This window comes from Streptomyces sp. NBC_00490 (genome assembly GCF_036013645.1).
GTDB classification, from domain to species: domain Bacteria; phylum Actinomycetota; class Actinomycetes; order Streptomycetales; family Streptomycetaceae; genus Streptomyces; species Streptomyces canus_F.
Map to the genome: position 1 here is coordinate 1,449,340 of NZ_CP107869.1, position 18,462 is coordinate 1,467,801.

Below are 18,462 nucleotides of genomic sequence, written 5' to 3' on the forward strand. Positions count from 1 at the left end.
CTTCGCCAAATCCCTTCTCGTGACAGCCCGTCAGGAAAAGCACCCGGCTTTCCGCTGAACGCACCCCGTCACGCCCCCCGTACCAGTGGGAAAGGTGAGAGACAGGTTCAGCAAGGGATGACCATGGTCAAGGCGCACGTCTCCACACACGAGTTGGTGGCCGGAAGGTACCGCCTCCTGGAGGTCCTCCACCGCGAAACGAACCGCGTCTGCTGGTACGGGGAGGACGTCGAGGCCGGCCGGCCGTGTCTGCTCACCCAGATCGGCCTGCCACCGGATCCGGACGGCGAGAGCTCGCGCCGCGCGATCGCCCGGGTCCTGCGGATGTCCGAGACCATGGGGCGGCTCTGCCCGGGCCGGCTCGCCACGATCGTCGACGCCGTCGAGGAGTACGGCACCCTGTGGACCGTCACCGAGTGGATCGAGGGCACCCCGCTGGGCGAAGTCCTGGAAAGGGAAGGCACGTTCAGCTACGTGCGGGCGGCCCGTATCGGCCTCGAACTGCTCGACGTGCTGGAGGCCGGGCACGGCGAGGGCATCACCCACGGCGAGCTCAGCCCCGGCCAGGTGTTCGTGCGGGACAAGGGCCCCGTCGTGGTCACCGGCTTCGGCCTGACCGGCGCGACGCTCGCCCCCCGGGTCAGCGCACCGTCGTACGCCTCCCCGGAACAGGCCCGCGACGAGCGCATCGGGCCGGCCGCGGACCTGTGGGCGCTCGGCGCGATGCTGTACACGATGGTCGAGGGCCGCCCGCCCTTCCGGGACCGGGACAGCCCGGAGACCACGCTGAAGGGCGTGGACCGGCTGCCGCTGCGCAGCCCGGTGCGGGCCGGACCGCTCACCCAGACCGTGCAGGGGCTGCTGCGGAAGAACTCCAGGGAGCGGCTGAACCGCCAGGCGGTTCGCGAGGCGCTCGTCCGTGTCGTCTCCGAGGACCCCGAAGCGGCCCTGGCGTCGGCCCCCCGGTCCCGGCTGCGCGGCCTCGCCTCCGGTGGCCCGCGCTGGAGTCGCCGCACCATGGCCGCCGGCACCGCGCTGGCCGTCGTCACCGTCGCGGTGGCCGTCGTCGCCGTGGCCCGTGAACTGCCCGGTGGTTCGGACGACTCCGCGACCGACGCGGCCACGCCCAGACCGTCCGCCTCGACCTCCGTGCCCGCCGCACAGCCAAGCCAGGCACCCGCCCCGACACCGACGGCCCAGAGTCCGACGCCCACTCCGACTCCGACTCCCACACCCACTCCTACGAGCGCCCCGCCGGCGGCTCCGCAACCGGAGTTCCAGCACTACACCTCACCGCAGGGCTTCTCCGTCTCCCTCCCCGAGGGCTGGGAGGCGCTGAGCACGACGAAGCAGGACGACCTCGCCTACCGGGTCGTCCTCGGCGCGAAGGGCGATCCGCGCACGCTCGCGGTCACCTACAGCACACGCGTGGGCGACGATCCGGTCGCCGTCTGGCGGGACGACGTCGAGCCGAGCCTTCGGCAGTCGGGCGACTACCAGCGGATCGGGCAGATCCGCGCGACGACGTACCAGGGCCGCGAGGCCGCCGACCTGGAGTGGCTGGACACCGTCGACGGCACCCGCGTGCGCACCCTGGGCCGCGGCTTCCTCCTCGGCTCGGGCCAGGGTTTCTCGCTGCGCTGGACCACTCCGGCGTCCGACTGGGACGACGACGCCAACCAGCGGACCCTGGACACGATCCTGCGGACGTTCCGCGTGCCCTCAGACTGAGTCGCGGGGTGCGCGCATCGCGCGGATGCGGGAGCTGTGCAGCGGCTGGGTGCGCCACCGCGCGGTGAACGTCCGGTCCGTGAGCGAGCAGGTCAGCTCGACGTGGTGCGGGGTCTCCAGGAGGGCCACGTCCAGGGTGAGGGTGTCCGGACCGGTCCGTCCGCCGCTCACCGCCGCGGGCACCGGTCCGTCGGTGACGGTCCAGCCCGGTTCACCGCACCGCAACTCCAGCCGGTGGCCGTCCTCGACAAGGGTCAGCCGCCGGCCCTCCGCGTCGACCTCGACCGCGGTCAGCTTCGGAAGTCCCTCGCAGACTCCGCCGTACGGCGTGAACGCGACGGCCTGCCCGGGCGGTGCGGGCGTGCCCGCCGCCGGCGGCAGCGCGAGCCGGGACATCCGCTCGGCCAGCGCGGCATCCTCCTTCTCACGACCGGGCAGCGAGCCCGCGCCGAACGCCGGCAGCAGATGGCTCCAGACCAGGTCCAGCACCTTCTGCATCTCGCCGGTCGCTCCGGTGATCGCGACCACCGCGTCCTGCTCGGGCAGCACGAGGCAGTACTGCCCGTACGCGCCGTCCCCGCGGTAGCCGTGCCGGGACATCCAGAACTGGAAGCCGTACCCCTGCGCCCAGTCGGGCCAGGTACCGTCCCCGTTGACGATGTGTGACCGCGTCGCCTCGGCGACCCACTCCCGCGACAGCAGCCGCTCGCCCTCCCACACGCCGTCCTGGAGGTACAACTGGCCGAGCCGGGCGATCGCGTCGGTGGTGGCGTGCAGTCCGCTGAAGCCCAGCTCACGACCGGACCGGTCGCGCAGCCACGTCACGTCGCCGATGCCGAGGGGATCGAAGAGGCGCGGGCGCAGGTACTCGGTCAGCGGCCGGCCGGTCACCCGCTGGACGATCGCGGCGAGGGCGTAGGTGGCGGGCTGGTTGTAGGCGAAGACCGTGCCCGGGTCGCGGTCCGGCGGCAGCAGCAGGAAGCCGCGCACCGGCTCCTCGCGGTCCGTCGCCAGCGCCCGGTCATGCGTCTCGGCCTCATGGCCGCTGGCCATCGTCGTGACGTGCCGGACGAGCATCGCGCGGCTGCGCGGGTCGGTGATGTCGGCGTCGAACTCCGGGAAGTACGAGATCACCGGGTCGTCGAGCCGGAGCAGGCCCTCCGCGACGGCGAAGGCGGCGGCCGTCGCGGTGAAACTCTTGCTGAGCGAGTACAGGAGATGGGGCCGGTCGGCGGTGTACGGCGCCCACCATCCGGACGCCACGACCTTCCCGTGGCGCAGGACCATCAGACTGTGCGGCTCGATGTCCGGGGCGGATTCGAGGGCGTCGAGCAGGGCCTGCACGCCGGTCGCGTCGACACCTTCGGCGGACGGGGCGCTCGTGGGCAGAGGGCGAACACTCATACGACCATCCTCTCCCTACGGTCACGTCATGATCCAGACGCCCATGAGCCGTTTTCCGTGCCGCGGTCCGGGGACTCGCTCCTTATGGTGCAAATCGGATACACGATGATGACCGAACAGGCCGGGCCCCGTGAGCTCGTCGACCATGTGGTGCGGGCCGAGGAGGTGGGTTTCGACTTCTCGGTGACCTCGGACCACTACTTTCCGTGGCTGCGCACACAGGGTCACTCGCCGTACGCCTGGAGTGTGCTGGGCGCCGCCGCGCAGGCGACCTCACGCATCCCGCTGATGACGTACGTGACCTGTCCGACCTTCCGCTACCACCCGGCTGTCGTGGCGCAGAAGGCGGCGACGATGCAGTTGCTCTCCGAGGGCCGGTTCCGGCTGGGGCTCGGTTCGGGAGAGAATCTCAACGAGCATGTGGTGGGCGGCGGTTGGCCGGCCGCGGACGTACGGCACGAGATGCTGGAGGAGGCGGTCGAGATCATCCGGGCGCTCTTCCGGGGCGGACATGTGAACCATCGCGGGACGCACTTCGACGTGGAGTCGGCCCGGTTGTGGGATCTGCCCGACGAGCCGCCGCCCCTGGGCATCGCGGTCTCCGGCGAGCAGTCCTGCGCCCTCGCGGGTCGGCTCGCGGACCTGGTGATCGCGACGGAGCCCAAGGCCGGCCTCCTCGACGCGTTCGACCGCAACGGCGGTACCGGCAAGCCTCGCGTCGGCCAGCTGCCGGTCTGCTACGACCCCGACCGGGACACCGCCGTGAAGCGCGCCCACGCGCAGTTCCGCTGGTTCGGCAGCGGCTGGAAGGTCAACTCGGAGCTGCCGCATCCCGACGCGTTCGAGGGGGCCACGCAGTTCGTGACACCGGACGACGTCGCCGCCTCCATCCCGTGCGGCGACGACCCGGACGACTTCGTCGAGGCCGTACGCCCCTACGCGGAGGCCGGGTTCACCGAGATCGCCCTGGTGCAGATCGGCGGCGAGTCGCAGCCGGCGTTCCTGGACTGGGCGGACAAGACGCTGCTGCCCGCGCTCCGCGACGCCCTGGGCGACCAGCCGCACAGGGGTTAGCCAAAGCATCGCCAAAGGGTGGATATAGGCTGCCTCCCTGCACTTGTGCAGTTCGACCGGCCCCCACTCAGGAGAGTCACCTGTGACCCTAGCGATCGCTCCGACCGAGACGTCCCCCGCGCCCCTGTCCGACCTCGTGGCGCGGGACGCTCGTGAGTTCGGCGTCTACGCGCGGACCGGAGGCTGGACCTTCGGGCTGATGGTGGCGCGCAGCGTACGGCCCGGCGGCCAGGGCGCGGACGAGACGCCGAAGGTGTCCGCGAAGGAGTTCGCGGAGCTCGCCGGCTGCTCCGCCGATCGTGTCATGCGCTACTACAAGGCGTGGGACCGGGCCGCCGACGACGGTCTCGTCCCGCACTTCGAGGCGCTCGCACCGGGCCAGGAGGTGGAGCTGCCGGACGCCGACGTGTGGCTGACCTACTACGTCTCCCGCAACAGCGCCACCTCCGAGCGCGGCACCGCCATCAGCGAGGCCGCCGAGGCCGAGGGCATCCGGCCGACGAAGGCCCTGGAGGTCGCCGAGAACCCCACCGCGCTGCGCGCCGCGATCCTCGCCGACCCCTCCACCGCCCGGGCCGCCCGCCAGGCGCTTCTGGACCGGGTGCGCGAGGACCCCGACCTGCAGGCCGAGTTGGCCCGTGACGTCGTGCGCACCGACGACCTCAAGAAGGCGGTCGCCACCGAGAGCAGGTCCGCCGACCGCATCGGCTACGTCCGTCAGATCGCCGAGTCGGGCCAGATCAAGACCCCCGCCGGACAGACCGTCGACGCGCCCGCCGACCTCCGCCAGGAGGCCGAGCGGCACCTCTCCCTCCTCGACGAGCTGGACGAGGACGAGGACACCGGCGAGTGGGCCACGGAGGCCTACGGCACCATGAAGACCCTCGTCGTCGAGGCCGTGGAGGCCGATCCCGAACTCCGGGTCCAGGAACGGCGGACGAAGTTCTACAGCAGCCTCCAGAAGGCGACGAAGGTGTTCGAGGAACTGACCTTCGACGACGCGCAGGACTTCTACGAGGACGACATGGTCCAGCAGCTCGAGGAGTTGCAGCAGGCCATCGGCGCGTGCATCACGTCTCTGCGCACCGCTCGGGGGAATCAGCCTCACGAGTGAGCATTTCGTGCGTGAGAGGGGTACTTGAGGGCAGCACCGCGTTCGTACTTTCCGGAGGCCCCCAGGTGAACTTCTCGACGCACAAGACCTTGGTCGTACAGCTCCAGGCGGGCGACACGCATCGCTTCCCCGTGCTCGCCCACCTGGACTACGACGCCTCCGACCCGTTCGCCGTCACCGTGGTGTTCAGCCACGACGGCCGGGTGCTCGCCCGGTGGCGCCTGGACCGCGAGATGCTCGCCCAGGGACTGACCGGTCCGGTCGGACTGGGCGACGTACGTCTGTGCCCCGTGTCCTCGGGCGCGGGGCAGGAGCTGCGCATGGAGCTTCTCGGCGACGTCCGGCCCGGCGGCGGCAGACATCACGCCGTGGTGTTCGTCTGGGCTCCGACGATCGCCGCGTTCCTGAGCCGGACCTACGAGGTGGTGCTGCCGGGGCAGGAGGAGGTCGAGGTCGACGACTTCCTCGCGGAGGTCCTCGCACGGGGCTGAACCGGGTGACGGTGCGGGCGCCGGCTCACTTCGTCGTGTAGCGGCGCCGGATCCACAGCGGCAGCAGGAACCAGCACACCAGGTACCACGTGACCACCGCGCCGACCAGCCACGGGACGTAGGGGTCGTGGGTGGCGACCCGCAGGATCAGCAGGAGTGAGGCGCCCGTGGTGGCGAGCAGCAGCACCAGGCCGACGAAGGTCAGCCGGGCCGCCCACTGCACCGCGCGGGGTTTGATGCGGCGTCCGGACACCAGGCGGTGCAGGGACACCGGCCCGATGAGGGCGCCGGTGGCGGTGGCGCCGAGGACGACCGTCACGAGGTAGATCGTCTTCTCGGTGTCGCCGAGGTCGGCGTACTTCGGCGTGAAGACGACGGTCAGCAGGAAGCCGAACAGGATCTGTACGCCCATCTGCGCGACGCGGATCTCCTGCATGAGCTCGACCCACATGCGGTCGGCTCGCTCGTCCTCGGTCTCGTTGCGTCCCGTTCGTCTCTCCGCAGCCTGCACCATGCGAGGACGGGTAACCCGGCGTCTGATCGTTCAAACAGCCGGGCTCCCGCCCCCGAGGGCTACCAGCGGTTCTCGACCTGGTCCTTGATCCGCCCCTCGTAGAGGTCCCGGATCGCGGTGAGCGTCTCCTCGGACAGCTCCGGCAGCGCGGCGGCGGCCGCGTTGGCACGGGCCTGTTCGGGGTTGCGGGCGCCGGGGATCACGGTGGTCACGCCGGGCTGCTGGATGATCCAGCGCAGTGCCAGTTGGGCCGGGGTGTATCCCTCGGGGGCGAGGGCGGAGAACTCGGCGGCCGCCTCCACGCCGGTCGCGTAGTCGACGCCGGAGAAGGTCTCGCCGACGTCGAAGGACTCGCCGTGCCGGTTGTAGGTGCGGTGGTCGTTCTCGGGGAAGACGGTGTCCTTGGTGTACTTGCCGGACAGCAGACCGGAGGCCAGGGGCACCCGGACGATGATGCCGACGCCCGCCTCCCGCGCCGCGGGGAGCACCTGCTGGAGCGGCTTCATGCGGAACGCGTTGAAGATGATCTGCACGCTCGCCACGCCCGGCCGGGCGATCGCGGTCAGGGCTTCCTCGCAGGTCTCCACGCTGACGCCGTACGCGGCGACGCGCTCCTCCTCGACGAGGGTGTCCAGCGCGTCGTACACCGCGTCCGTCGAGTAGACCGGCGTGGGCGGGCAGTGCAGCTGCACCAGGTCGAGGCGGTCGACGCCGAGGTTGCGGCGGGAACGGTCGTTCCAGGCACGGAAGTTGTCGAGGACGTAGTTCTCCGGGATCTGGTCGACCCGGCGGCCCATCTTCGTGGCGACCAGGACGTGCAGGTCCGGCCGGCTCCGCAGGAAGGTGGCGATGGTCTGCTCGCTGCGGCCGTCGCCGTACACATCGGCGGTGTCGAAGAAGGTCACGCCCGACTCGGCGGCGGCCTCCAGTACCGAAAGGGCTTCCTTGTCGTCGACGTCTCCCCAGTCGGCACCCAGCTGCCATGTACCGAGACCGACGACGGATGCGTGCTGACCCGACTTACCGAAAGTGCGCTCGTCCATGGCGTCAGTCTGTCATCCGTCACCTCTGTGCGCGGAACGGGCTCCTCCGGAGGATCGTCTGTGAATCATTCACTCACACGAGTGAATGATCTCGACGAGCAAGCGCTCTCTGACAAGCGGGTCCCTAGCTTGACCCACGTGACCCACAACTGGACCCGCAGAAGCTTTCTCCTCAGCGCAGCCGCCCTGACCCTCGTGCCGGCCGACCCGGCCGTCGCCGCGCAGGAACTGCCCGGCTTCCCGGACGAGGTGGCGCTCTACCGCACGGCGTACCGGAACTGGGTCGGCGAGATCACCGCCGCCGGACTGTGGGCCTGCGCTCCTCATGACGGGGAGCAGGTGGCCGCCGTCGTCAACTGGGCCTGGCAGCACGGCTGGCGGGTGCGCGCCCGGGGCTACTCGCACGGCTGGTCCCCGCTGACGATCACCGAGGGCACCTCGCCGGACGCGCCCGTGCTCCTCGTCGACACGACCGCGCACCTCACCGGTCTGGCCCTGGAGTCCGCCGACGCCGTGCGAGCGGGCGCCGGTGCCTCCATGGAGTCGTTGCTGACCTTCCTGGAGGGACACCGCCTCGGTCTGACGGCCGCGCCCGCGCCCGGCGACCTCACCGTCGGCGGCGCCCTGGCGGTCGACGCGCACGGCAGTGCCGTCCCCGCGCAGGGCGAGCGACGGCTGCCGGGCCAGACGTACGGCTCGCTGAGCAACCGGGTGCTGTCGGTGACCGCGGTCGTGTGGGACGAGGGCAGCGGGGCCTATGTCCTGCGGACCTTCGCACGGAACGAGGCGGACGCCGCCGCACTGCTGACCCATCTGGGGCGGACCTTCGTCACGGAGGTCGTCCTGCGGGTCGGCGCGAACGTGAACCTGCGCTGTGTCAGCCGTACGGACATCCCGGCAGCTGAGCTCTTCGCCGCGCCCGGCAGCGACGGACGCACCCTCGCGAGCTACCTGGACGAGGCCGGGCGCGTCGAGGCGATCTGGTTCGCCTTCGCCGAGGTCCCGTGGCTCAAGGTGTGGAGCGTGGAGCCGACGAAGCCGCTCACCTCGCGCCGCGTGACATCGCCGTACAACTATCCCTTCTCCGACAACGTCCCGACCCTGGTGGCGGATCTCGCCGGGCGGATGGTCTCGGACGCGGCCTGGTATCTGGCGCCGGTGCTCGGGAACGCGCAGTACGACACGGCCGCGCTCGGGCTCGTCGCGACGCTGTCCGCCGACATCTGGGGGCCGTCCAAGAACACGCTGCTCTACATCAGACCCACCACCCTGCGGATCAACGCCAACGGCTACGCGGTACTCACCTCCCGGGACCAGGTGCAGCGGGTCGTGGCCGAGTTCACCGCCTTCTACCGCGAACGGCTCACGGCGTACGCGGCCCTGGGCCGCTTCCCGGTCAACGGCTCGGTGGAGATCCGTGTCACGGGCCTCGACGACCCGGCCGACGCCGAACTCGCCGGCGCCCGTGCCCCGTTGCTCTCCGCGCTCCGGCCGGACAGCGCGCACCCGCAGTGGGACACCGCCGTCTGGCTGGACGTACTGACACTGCCGGGGACCCCGTACGCGGAGGCCTTCCTGCGTGAGCTGGAGCGGTTCCTGCTGGACAGCCACGACGGCACGGACGCCCTGACCCGCGTCGAGTGGTCCAAGGGCTGGGCCTACACGGACGACGCGGTGTGGGACGACGAGCACGTGCTCGGCACGGCGGTGCCCGCGTCCCTCGGCGACGGCGTCTGGGAGCGGGCGGCCGGCATCCTGGACCGTCTCGACCCGCACGGCGTCTACGGCAACGCCTTCCTGGACCGGCTGTTCGGCTAGGGCGTCAACTGCGCCTGCACCACGGGCGCGTACCGCTCGACGAGGGTGTCCAGCATGCTCGCCCTCATGTGCGGGCCGCGGGCGATGCCGTACATCACGCCGAGGCCGAGAAGGGTGCCCACGGCGAGTTCGGCGCGCAGGCCGGTGTCGGGGCCGGTGAGGCGTTCGGCGAGGCGTTCGGTGACCTGGGCGCGGAAGTTGGCGCGCAGGATGTCGCCCTGTTCGCCGTGCAGGGGGGCGAAGGCGATGCGCAGCAGGGGATCGGCGCCACGCTCGCTCTGGCTCTCCAGGACGTGCCGGACCATGTGCCGGCCCAGCTCGTGCAGGGGGGCGTCCAGCAGGGCTTCGGCGTCGGCCTCGAAGGACATGACGCGGGCGAAGAGGGCGTCCTTGTTGCCGAAGTACTTCAGGATCAACGGCGGGCTCACACCGGCGCGTTCCGCGACCGCCTTCAGGGTGATGTCGGCGTGGGCGTGGCGGGCCAGGAGGTAGCGGGCCGATCTGAGGATGGCCGCCTTGGTCGCCTCGGCGTCGCGGCGTGCGGACGGGGAGGCGGTCGGTGGGGTGCTCACGGCACTCATGCTCCCTCCATCACCTCCTTGCGGGCTCCGCGGGACCGGCGTGTTCCACCGCTCTCCGGGTCGGCGGGGATGCTCAGTGCGGTCGCGCACGCCGCCAGGGCGACCGCGCCCGCGACGCCGAAGGCCAGCAGATAGCCGTCCAGGGCGGGTACGGGAACACCGCCGACCAGGCTGGTGTGGCGGACCAGGACCGCGGCGACGGCGGCACTCGACACCGCCTGCCCGATCGTGCGCATCAGGACGTTGACGCCATTGGCGGAGGCGGTCTGGCCTGCCGGGACGGCGTGCAGGATGAGCGTGGGCAGCGCCGAGTAGGCCAGGGTGGTGCCGGTGCCCACGACCGCCGCGCCAACCATGATCATCCACAGGTCGTGGCTGTCGGCGATGCGCACGGCGTAGCCGGCCGCGATGACCAGCGCCCCGAGGGCGAGCGTGACGCGCGGTCCGCGGGAGGCGGAGATCCGGGCCGAGACCGGCGAGAACAGCAGCATGATGAAGCCGCCCGGCAGCAGCACCAGACCGGTCTGGACGATCGACAGCCCGAGCCCGTACCCGGTGGCTTCGGGCGCCTGCACGAGCTGGGCCGTGACCAGGGAGTTGGCGTAGAACGCGAACCCGGTCAGCAGCGCCGCCACATGCGCGAGCCCGACCCGCGGCTCGGAGACCAGCCGGAGGTCGACCAGCGGCCGTTCGGTCCGCAACTGCTGCCACCACCACAGCGCCAGTACGACGACGGCGGCGCCGAAGAGTCCCAGGATCCGCGCGCTGCCCCACCCCCACTGCCCGCCCTGCGACACCGCGAGCAGCAGGCTCACGAGACCGGCGGCCAGACCGAGGGTGCCCGGCACGTCGAACCGGCCGGGCTCGCGCACCGGCGACTCCCGTACCGCCCACCACACCGAGGCGACGCCCACCGCGCCCAGGCCGGCGGTCACCCAGAACATGATGTGCCAGTTCGCGTACTGCACGATGACCGCCGCGAGCGGCAGGCCCAGCGCGGCGCCGATGCCCACGGTCGAGCTCATCAGCGCCACGGCGCCGCCCCGGCGTTCCGGCGGGAGCTCGTCGCGCAGGATGCTGATGGACAGCGGTACGACGGCGGAGGCGGCGCCCGAGAGGGCGCGGGCGGCGATGAGCACCCGGATGTCGGAGGACAGGGCGCACAGCACCGAGCCGACGGTCATCAGGCCCAGCGCCGCCAAGAGCACCCTGCGCTTGCCGTACATGTCACCGGCCCGGCCGAGGACCGGGGTGAGGACGGCGCCGGCGAGCAGGGTCGCGGTGACCATCCACGAGACGGCGCCGGGTGAGGCACCGGTCAGCCGCGGCAGGTCCGGCAGCAGCGGAACGACCACGGTCTGCATGACGGCCATGAGGATGCCGCCGAACGCCAGGACCGGGACGGTCAGCCGTTCCCGCAGGGGCCGGGGTGTCGCGGCGGGCTCGTCCATCGGCACTCCAGCAAATAAATATGGGTGAATGGCAATTCACCATAGCCGGTGAATTGCCATTCACCCAAGGGAGAAGGCCGCTACTTCCGCTCGCTCAGGGCGCGGGCGTGGGCGCTGCGCGCGATCTTCGGACCCAGCCAGCGCTTGAGCCGCCGCAGCGCTTCGAGCTGTCCCGCGGCCTTGTCGAGCCGGTAGTACAGCTGGGGCGGGACATAGGGCAGCAGGGGCGAGTGGCGCTGGCCGAGCAGGGCGAACATCTGCTGCGGGGGCAGGTGGATGTAGCGCGGGAGGTTCTCGTACCACTGGGCGCTGTAGCGGGCGGCGCTCTGGACGGAGAGGAGCTCGGCCTTGCGCTGCCGCTCGTAGCGGGCGAGTGCCTGCGGGAGCTCGGTGTGCTCGCGGAGCGCCGCGGCCAGGGCGATGGCGTCCTCGAGGGCGAGGGTGGTGCCGGCACCGATGGAGTAGTGGGTGGTGTGGGCGGCGTCGCCGATGAGGACGAGGTTGCCGCGGGACCAGGTGCGGTTGGTGAGGGTGCGGAAGGTGAGCCACTGGGCGCTGCCGTCGGCACCGGAGCGGCCGATGAGGGAGTGGCCGTCCAGGACGTCGGCGAAGAGCTTCTCCAGCAGGGTCAGACCCTCGGCCTCGTCCGCGCGGTCGAGGCCGAGGCCCGACCAGGTCTCCGGGGCGCATTCGATGACGCAGGTGCTGCGGTCGGGGCCGAAGCCGTAGCCGTAGCACCAGATCCAGCCGTGGTCGGTCTCGACGAAACCGAAGGTGAAGGCGTCGAAGACCTTGGTGGTGCCGAGCCAGGCGTAGCGGTTGCGGCCCTCCCTGACCTCGGTGCCGAAGTGGTCGGCGTGGGCGGTGCGCAGCGCGCTGTGGACGCCGTCGCCGGCCACGATCAGGTCGGCCTCGGGCAGGTTCTCCGGGGTGATCGCGTGCTCGAACTCCAGCCGTACACCGAGCTCCCGGGCGCGGGCGGCGAGGAGTTCCAGGAAGCGGTGGCGGCCGATGCCGTGCCCTTCGTCGCCGCGGTGGCGGGTCGTCAGGTCCCGTACACGGGCGACGCCGTCGTTCCAGCGGACCGAGTGCTCCTCGACGGCCCGCGCGGTCTCGGGGTCGTGCTCGTGGAGCTTGTCGAGCAAGCCACGCCAGTAGGTGACGCCCCAGCCGTAGGTCGAGCCCTCCGGATCGCGTTCGTAGACGGTGATGTCGTGGGACGGGTCCTGCCGTTTCAGCAGGATCGACAGATACAGGCCGGCGGGCCCGCCACCGACGCAGGCGACCTTCACGCGCACCCCAGGAATTACTCAAAGCGGTCAGTTGACGACGCAGAGTAGCAGGCGATTGCGCCAGTTTCTCCAGGTGAGCCAGGCCACCGGCGACACACCCGTCCGCCAAGGACCACCCGAAACACGGCCCCCAGGAGAAGGAATTTCCCGTTCCGGTGCCCCACGGGCCCCGTCGAAGCAAGATCATCTTCGTTCAACCTTGCACGACATGTTGGTAATTGTCCGGATCACAGCCAACCGGTCCCGGGGGATTTCTCCCGCCCTCCGCGGGGCCGATAGGCATGCGGAGTCACCCACCACCGGAAGGACTCCCATGCCCGAACTGACCCGGCGCCGCGCACTCACCGCCGCGGCCGCCCTCGCCACCACGGTCGCCGTCGCGCCCCGAGCGGCCGCCCACGACCACTCCCCCGAGGCCTTCGACGAGGTCTACAAGGGCCGCCGCATCCAGGGCCGCCCCGCCGCCGCGGGCGGTCACCACCACGGCACCGGATACGCCGTGTTCGTCGACGGCGCGGAACTGCACGTGATGCAGAACGCCGACGGCACCTGGATCAGCGTCGTCAGCCACTACGACCCGGTACCGACGCCGAAGGCCGCCGCACGGGCCGCCGTCGACGAGCTGCGGGGCGCACGACTCGTCCCGTTCCCCGCCAACTGACCTGCCCCGCCCGCACCTTGGAGTACCGCACATGACCGTCCGCAAGAACCAGGCGAACCTGAGCGCCGACGAGAAGCGGCGCTTCGTCGCCGCCGTCCTGGAGCTGAAGCGCAGCGGCCGCTACGACACCTTCGTCACCACGCACAACGCCTTCATCATGTCCGACACCGACAACAGCGAACGTACGGGCCACCGTTCACCGTCGTTCCTGCCCTGGCACCGCAGATATCTCCTCGAGTTCGAGCGGGCCCTGCAGTCGGTGGACGCGTCGGTGGCACTCCCCTACTGGGACTGGTCCACCGACCGCTCCCCGCGCGCCTCGCTGTGGGCGCCGGACTTCCTCGGCGGCACCGGCCGCAGCCGGGACGGCCAGGTGATGGACGGGCCGTTCGCCGCGTCGGCCGGCAACTGGCCCATATCCGTGCGGGTGGACGCCCGTACGTTCCTGCGCCGCTCGCTCGGCACATCGGTGCGCGAACTGCCGACGCGGGCGGAGGTCGACTCCGTGCTGGCCATGCCGACGTACGACATGGCGCCCTGGAACAGCGCCTCGGACGGCTTCCGCAACCACCTGGAGGGGTGGCGCGGGGTCAATCTGCACAACCGGGTCCATGTCTGGGTCGGCGGCCAGATGGCGACCGGGGTCTCTCCCAACGATCCGGTGTTCTGGCTGCACCACGCCTACATCGACAAGCTGTGGGCCGAGTGGCAGCGCAGGCACCCGGACTCGGGGTATCTGCCCGCCGCCGGGACGCGGGACGTGGTCGACCTGGACGAGACGATGAAGCCGTGGAACGACGTACGCCCGGCGGACCTGCTGGACCACCGGGCGCACTACACGTTCGACACGGACTGATCAGGCGTCCGCCGTGCGGCACTCCGGGTGGCCCCAGCCCTGCGCGTTCTTCGCGATGTCCGCGCCGGCCGCGTAGGGGCGGCCGCACAGACAGCGGCCGGGGAACTTGGCCTTGATGGTGCGAGACCCCGAGGACGCCGAGGAGGCCGAACCGCCGCTCCGCCGGGGTGACTTGGCCTTGGCGGGGCGGGAGGCCTTCGGGGTGTCGGGCGAGGGCGGCGGCTCGGGCGAGCCGAGGTCGGTGCCCGCGGGCTCCTGGACCACGGCGGCCTGACTGGCGGCGCGGTCCGCGAAGTCGTTGAGGCGGTCGCCGTCGACCTGGTGAGCCGGGACATAGCGGAAGTCGACCTTGCGGCCGTCGAGCAGTTCGTCGATACGGACGACCAGGTCCTGGTTGGCGACCGGCTTGCCGGCGGCCGTCTTCCAGCCGTTGCGCTTCCAGCCGGGCAGCCAAGTGGTGACGGCCTTCATGGCGTACTGGGAGTCCATCCGGATCTCCAGCGGCACGTCCGGCTCGACCGCCGTCAACAGACGTTCCAGCGCGGTGAGTTCCGCGACGTTGTTGGTGGCCTTGCCGAGCGGCCCCGCCTCCCAGCGGGCCGGGGCCTCCGTGTCGTCCGCGACGACCCAGGCCCAGCCGGCCGGTCCGGGGTTTCCCTTCGAAGCGCCGTCGCAAGCGGCCACCACACGTTCACGCATGGCCCGATCATGCCACGGAGGGGCGGGGCGCCCGGCCACCGGTCCCAGGGCCTGTCCGGCGGATCATGCCGGCGTCGCGGGGTCTGGCACGCACATCTGCCCCCGCTCGACTTGGTCACAAGGCACCGTGTCTCACAGCCGGCCTGATCCGCCGGACAGGCCCTAGACCTCCGAGATCTTCGGCATCTCGCCCTCGGTGGTGCTCAGGTCGATCACCGAGAAGCTCGCGCCCTGCGGGTCGCTCAGCGCGGCGAACCGGCCGAAGGGGCTGGACATCGGCCCGAAGCGCAGGACGCCACCGAGCTTGGTGGCCTTGGCGACGGCGTCGTCGCAGTCGGACACGGCGAAGTAGACGTTGACGTACGACGGGACCTCGGGCGGGAAGTCGTCCGTCATCTTCATCCGGCCGAGGACGGTGTTCTCGCCGATGTCGAAGATGCGGAAGTCGACCGCGTCGTCCTCCATCTGCTTCGCGCGGTACGGGAAGACGGCCGTGAGGAAGTCGTCCGTCTTCGCGGGCTCGCGGGTGAAGACCTCCGCCCAGGCGTACGCGCCCGGCTCGCCGACCGCCTCGAAGCCCTCGTGCTGTCCGGCCTGCCAGACGCCGAAGACGGCGCCGCTCGGGTCGCGGGCCAGGCACATGGTGCCGAAGTCGCCGACCGCCATGGGCTCCATCAGTACGTCGCCGCCGTTGTCACGGATCTTGCCGGCGGTGGCCGCGGCGTCCGGGCTCGCGAGGTACAGGCACCACTGCGACTGGCCCTCCTGGCCCGGCATGGGCGGGACGACGGCGGCAACGGCCTTGCCGTCCGCGTAGGCCTGGGTGTAGTTGCCGTACTCCGACGACGCCTCGCCGAAGGTCCAGCCCAGGACGTCGCCGTAGAAGCTCTTGGCTCCCTCGACGTCACTGAACATCGCATCGGCCCAACAGGGGGTTCCCTCAGGTTGTACGGCCATGACTGCGGCCCTCTCCGGTTCGGTGGTCCGTCCGGTTTCTCACGCTAGTCACCCCGCCGCCGGGCCGCGCGCCGAACGGTTCGGTCCGTTCTGTGCGGGAAGGGGGCCGTCACGGAGAGGGAGGAGCCCGGACACCGCCTCGGCCAGGGTGGCGGAAGGATTCAGCACGTCCGCTGTGCCGTTCGCGCGCAGCAACCGCAGCTGCGCGGCGTCACACACAAGGGCGAACCTGCCGCCCGTCCCGGTGACGCGGCGCCGCAGGCGCAGCACCACGTTGAGACCGGCGGAGTCGACGAAGGAGACCGGGCGCAGGTCGACGACGTAGCCCGGGGCGGCCACCGCCGCCAGGGAGTCGAACCAGAGGCTCAGGTGGGCGGCGGTGGCCAGGTCGATGTCGCCGTGCAGCTCGGCGACCAGCGCTCCGGTCTCCGTACGCAGCAGCGCGTGCTCGCCGGCCGGGGGCCAGGGGGCCGCGCCGACGGGCTTCAGAATGGTGTCGTGCAAGCCGTCCGTCCCCGTTCCGTACCTGCCGCGCGTTCCGGCACGGGCGCGTGCGGTGACTTCGTCATCCCCGCACCGCAGGCACCCGCGCCGGAACTCCCCCTTGCGGCTCCCCCTTGAACCGTGTGCATGCACTGTTCTACCTTCACCACATGGTCGGGGCATCAACGCCCGCTCGTCGGTTGCACAACGAGCGGACGGCAGTTGGGCCAGGTGATGCGGCATGCGTCCGCACCTCGCCCTGATCGAGGACGACTCCGATTTCGCACTGATGTGCCGTTCCTATCTGGAACGGGCGGGCTTCACCGTCACCTGGGCCATGGACGCCCGCGCCGGAAAGTCCGCCCTGTACGAGGGCGGCGTCGATCTGGCCGTCCTCGACCTGGGACTTCCCGACGGCAGCGGCCTGGAACTGCTGCGGGCGCTGCGCTCCACGAGCCGCCTCCCGGTCATCGTGGTCACCGGCCGCGGCGCGGAGGCCGACCGGGTGGCGGGACTGGAGATCGGCGCCGACGACTACCTCGTCAAACCGTTCTTACGATGGCCGACCCCCCGGACTTCCGGCGCCTGTTCGACGCCGTCCTGTCCCCCCTGCTGGTCCTCACCCCCGACTTCACCATCGTCGAGGTCAACCGCGCGTATCTCACGGCCACCCGCACCGAACGCGCCATCGTCGGGCGTCCCGTCTTCGACGTGTTCCCCGACAACCCCGACGATCCGTCGGCCGACGGCGTCGCCAATCTGCGCCGCTCCCTGGAAGCCGTGGTCGCCACCGGACGTACCGACACCATGGCGCTCCAGCGCTACGACATCCCCGCGGAGGACGGTGGCTTCGCCGAGCGCTACTGGAGTCCGGTGAACTCGCCCGTCCTGGACGCCGAGGGGAAGCTGTCGTACATCATCCACCGGGTCGAGGACGTCACGGAGTTCGTGCATGTGCGCCACGTGGGGCGGGAGCAGCAACGGGTGGCCGCCGAGGCGCAGATGCGGGCGGAGGGCATGGAGATCGACCTGTTCGTGCGGGCCCGGGAGATCCGCGAGGTCAACGAGCAGCTCCAGCGCGCCAACGCCGAGCTGGACGCGGCGGGGCGGCGGTCGCGGGAGGAGCAGGAGGCCAAGGACCGGTTCATCGCGACGCTCTCGCACGAGCTGCGCAATCCGCTCGCGGCGGCCACCGCGGCCACCGAGCTGCTGGCCCTCGACATGCCCGGGGGCCATTCGGCGCTGTCGGTGCTGGAACGGCAGCTGGGCACGCTGGTGCGGATGAGCAACGACCTGCTGGACGGCACGCGCGCGGTGACGGGGCGGCTGGAGCTGGTGCGGGAGCGGGTCGACATCCGGTCCGTCGTCGAGGGCGCGTGTGCCGACATCCGCCATCTGTTCGGGCACGAGGGACGCACCCTGGACATCGGTGTGCCGGGCGATCCGGTGTTCGTGGACGGCGACCGGCTGCGGCTGGCTCAGGTGCTGACCAACCTGCTGTCGAACGCGCTCAAGTACACCGCACCGGGCGGGCACACCGAGGTCGCCCTGGGCATCGAGGGCGACCTGGCCCGGCTCACGGTGCGGGACGACGGGATCGGTTTTCGGCCCGGTCAGGCCGAGGACCTGTTCGGGGTGTTCATGCGCGCGGCGCCTGCCGGGCCCGACACACCGGAGGGGCTGGGGCTGGGCCTCGCGGTCGCCCGTACCGTGGCGGAGCTGCACGGGGGCCGGGTCTTCGCGCACAGCGAAGGGCCGGGACGGGGCGCCGAGTTCACCGTGACGCTGCCGGTCGCCGACTCCGGCGCGCCCGAACCGGCCCGAGCGGTGGTGGTCCGTCCGGCCAAGCGGCAGCTGTCCGTCCTGATCGTGGAGGACAACGCGGATCTCGCCCTCACCTACCGCACCCTGCTCCAGCGGCAGGGCCACCACGTCACGGCGGTGCACACCGGCACCGACGCGCTCACCGCCACCGAGGACTGCCTCTTCGACGTCGTGCTCTGCGACCTCGGGCTGCCCGACATCGACGGCTACACGGTCGCCCGCACGATCAGGACCCGGCCGCACGGCGAGCGGTTGCGGCTGATCGCGGTCTCCGGTTTCAGCCAGGGCAGCGACCGCACCAGATCCCGGGCGGCCGGTTTCGACGCGCATCTGGCCAAGCCGTTGCCGTTGAACGACCTCATCGACCTCCTGGAGCGTTTCGACGAGCCATGACCGGCACACGTCTTCCGCCCTGTGCCCCGCTGTGCTTGCCTGGGGAGCCGTTTTTCGGTGCCCGGGGCGGGAGTTG

General features: G+C 71.2%; 17 protein-coding genes and 1 pseudogene. 9 read left to right on the top strand and 9 right to left on the bottom strand.

Annotated elements, in window-relative coordinates:
* The first annotated feature begins 117 nt into the window (after nt 1–117).
* Nucleotides 118–1,731 carry a serine/threonine protein kinase gene (locus tag OG381_RS06515; protein WP_327715150.1) on the top strand — a complete coding sequence of 538 codons (1,614 nt, stop codon included), beginning with the start codon at nt 118–120 and terminating at the stop codon, nt 1,729–1,731.
* On the opposite strand, the gene OG381_RS06520 is transcribed toward OG381_RS06515, so the two are convergent.
* A complete protein-coding gene (locus tag OG381_RS06520; protein WP_327715152.1) occupies nt 1,723–3,135 on the bottom strand; it encodes a serine hydrolase domain-containing protein in 1,413 nt (470 codons plus the stop codon). The genes OG381_RS06515 and OG381_RS06520 overlap by 9 nt on opposite strands.
* Nucleotides 3,136–3,219: 84 nt before the next feature.
* Between OG381_RS06520 and OG381_RS06525 the strand changes: the two genes are divergently transcribed.
* From OG381_RS06525 to OG381_RS06535, 3 genes are all read left to right on the top strand, one after another.
* Nucleotides 3,220–4,209, top strand: a complete 990-nt coding sequence (locus tag OG381_RS06525; protein ID WP_327715153.1) for an LLM class F420-dependent oxidoreductase — start codon at nt 3,220–3,222, stop codon at nt 4,207–4,209.
* Between the two features lie 82 nt (nt 4,210–4,291).
* Nucleotides 4,292–5,323: a hypothetical protein gene (locus tag OG381_RS06530; RefSeq protein WP_327715154.1), complete on the top strand. Its 1,032-nt coding sequence runs from the start codon at nt 4,292–4,294 to the stop codon at nt 5,321–5,323.
* A gap of 65 nt (nt 5,324–5,388) precedes the next feature.
* Complete coding sequence (locus OG381_RS06535; protein ID WP_327722401.1) at nt 5,389–5,814, top strand: SsgA family sporulation/cell division regulator; 426 nt, start codon at nt 5,389–5,391, stop codon at nt 5,812–5,814.
* Nucleotides 5,815–5,839: 25 nt separating this feature from the next.
* Here the strand turns inward: OG381_RS06535 and OG381_RS06540 are convergent, their stop codons facing one another.
* On the bottom strand, nt 5,840–6,328 hold the full coding sequence (locus tag OG381_RS06540) for a DUF6328 family protein (protein WP_327715155.1): 489 nt from the start codon (nt 6,326–6,328) through the stop codon (nt 5,840–5,842).
* A gap of 59 nt (nt 6,329–6,387) precedes the next feature.
* The gene (locus tag OG381_RS06545) at nt 6,388–7,371 is read right to left on the bottom strand and encodes an aldo/keto reductase (RefSeq protein WP_327715156.1); all 984 of its coding nucleotides are present in this window, start codon (nt 7,369–7,371) and stop codon (nt 6,388–6,390) included.
* Nucleotides 7,372–7,509: 138 nt separating this feature from the next.
* On the opposite strand from OG381_RS06545, the gene OG381_RS06550 reads away from it, so the two are divergent.
* Nucleotides 7,510–9,189, top strand: coding sequence for a cholesterol oxidase substrate-binding domain-containing protein (locus OG381_RS06550; protein ID WP_327715157.1), 1,680 nt, complete (start codon nt 7,510–7,512; stop codon nt 9,187–9,189).
* Here OG381_RS06550 and OG381_RS06555 read toward each other — a convergent pair.
* From OG381_RS06555 to OG381_RS06565, 3 genes are all read right to left on the bottom strand, one after another.
* The gene (locus OG381_RS06555) at nt 9,186–9,770 is read right to left on the bottom strand and encodes a TetR/AcrR family transcriptional regulator (protein WP_327715158.1); all 585 of its coding nucleotides are present in this window, start codon (nt 9,768–9,770) and stop codon (nt 9,186–9,188) included. The genes OG381_RS06550 and OG381_RS06555 overlap by 4 nt on opposite strands.
* Complete coding sequence (locus OG381_RS06560) at nt 9,767–11,221, bottom strand: MFS transporter (RefSeq protein ID WP_327715159.1); 1,455 nt, start codon at nt 11,219–11,221, stop codon at nt 9,767–9,769. The genes OG381_RS06555 and OG381_RS06560 overlap by 4 nt, the downstream gene beginning before the upstream one ends.
* 80 nt (nt 11,222–11,301) lie before the next feature.
* Nucleotides 11,302–12,513, bottom strand: a complete 1,212-nt coding sequence (locus OG381_RS06565; RefSeq protein ID WP_327722402.1) for an FAD-dependent monooxygenase — start codon at nt 12,511–12,513, stop codon at nt 11,302–11,304.
* Nucleotides 12,514–12,826: 313 nt separating this feature from the next.
* Between OG381_RS06565 and melC1 the strand changes: the two genes are divergently transcribed.
* Nucleotides 12,827–13,174, top strand: coding sequence for an apotyrosinase chaperone MelC1 (melC1, locus tag OG381_RS06570; RefSeq protein ID WP_327715160.1), 348 nt, complete (start codon nt 12,827–12,829; stop codon nt 13,172–13,174).
* A gap of 31 nt (nt 13,175–13,205) precedes the next feature.
* Nucleotides 13,206–14,030, top strand: coding sequence for a tyrosinase MelC2 (melC2, locus tag OG381_RS06575; RefSeq protein ID WP_327715161.1), 825 nt, complete (start codon nt 13,206–13,208; stop codon nt 14,028–14,030).
* Here melC2 and OG381_RS06580 read toward each other — a convergent pair whose 3' ends face one another.
* The 3 genes from OG381_RS06580 to OG381_RS06590 all read right to left on the bottom strand — a co-directional run bounded on the left by OG381_RS06580 (nt 14,031) and on the right by OG381_RS06590 (nt 16,190).
* A complete protein-coding gene (locus tag OG381_RS06580) occupies nt 14,031–14,729 on the bottom strand; it encodes a ribonuclease H family protein (RefSeq protein ID WP_327715162.1) in 699 nt (232 codons plus the stop codon).
* 162 nt (nt 14,730–14,891) lie between these two features.
* On the bottom strand, nt 14,892–15,686 hold the full coding sequence (locus tag OG381_RS06585; protein ID WP_327715163.1) for a VOC family protein: 795 nt from the start codon (nt 15,684–15,686) through the stop codon (nt 14,892–14,894).
* A gap of 48 nt (nt 15,687–15,734) precedes the next feature.
* Nucleotides 15,735–16,190, bottom strand: a complete 456-nt coding sequence (locus tag OG381_RS06590) for an STAS domain-containing protein (protein WP_327715164.1) — start codon at nt 16,188–16,190, stop codon at nt 15,735–15,737.
* 220 nt (nt 16,191–16,410) lie between these two features.
* Here OG381_RS06590 and OG381_RS06595 point away from each other — a divergent pair.
* Both OG381_RS06595 and OG381_RS06600 read left to right on the top strand, forming a co-directional pair.
* Nucleotides 16,411–16,710, top strand: a pseudogene (locus OG381_RS06595) (response regulator); the annotation flags it as partial.
* A gap of 17 nt (nt 16,711–16,727) precedes the next feature.
* Nucleotides 16,728–18,386 carry an ATP-binding protein gene (locus OG381_RS06600; protein WP_327715165.1) on the top strand — a complete coding sequence of 553 codons (1,659 nt, stop codon included), beginning with the start codon at nt 16,728–16,730 and terminating at the stop codon, nt 18,384–18,386.
* The last annotated feature ends 76 nt before the right edge of the window (nt 18,387–18,462 follow it).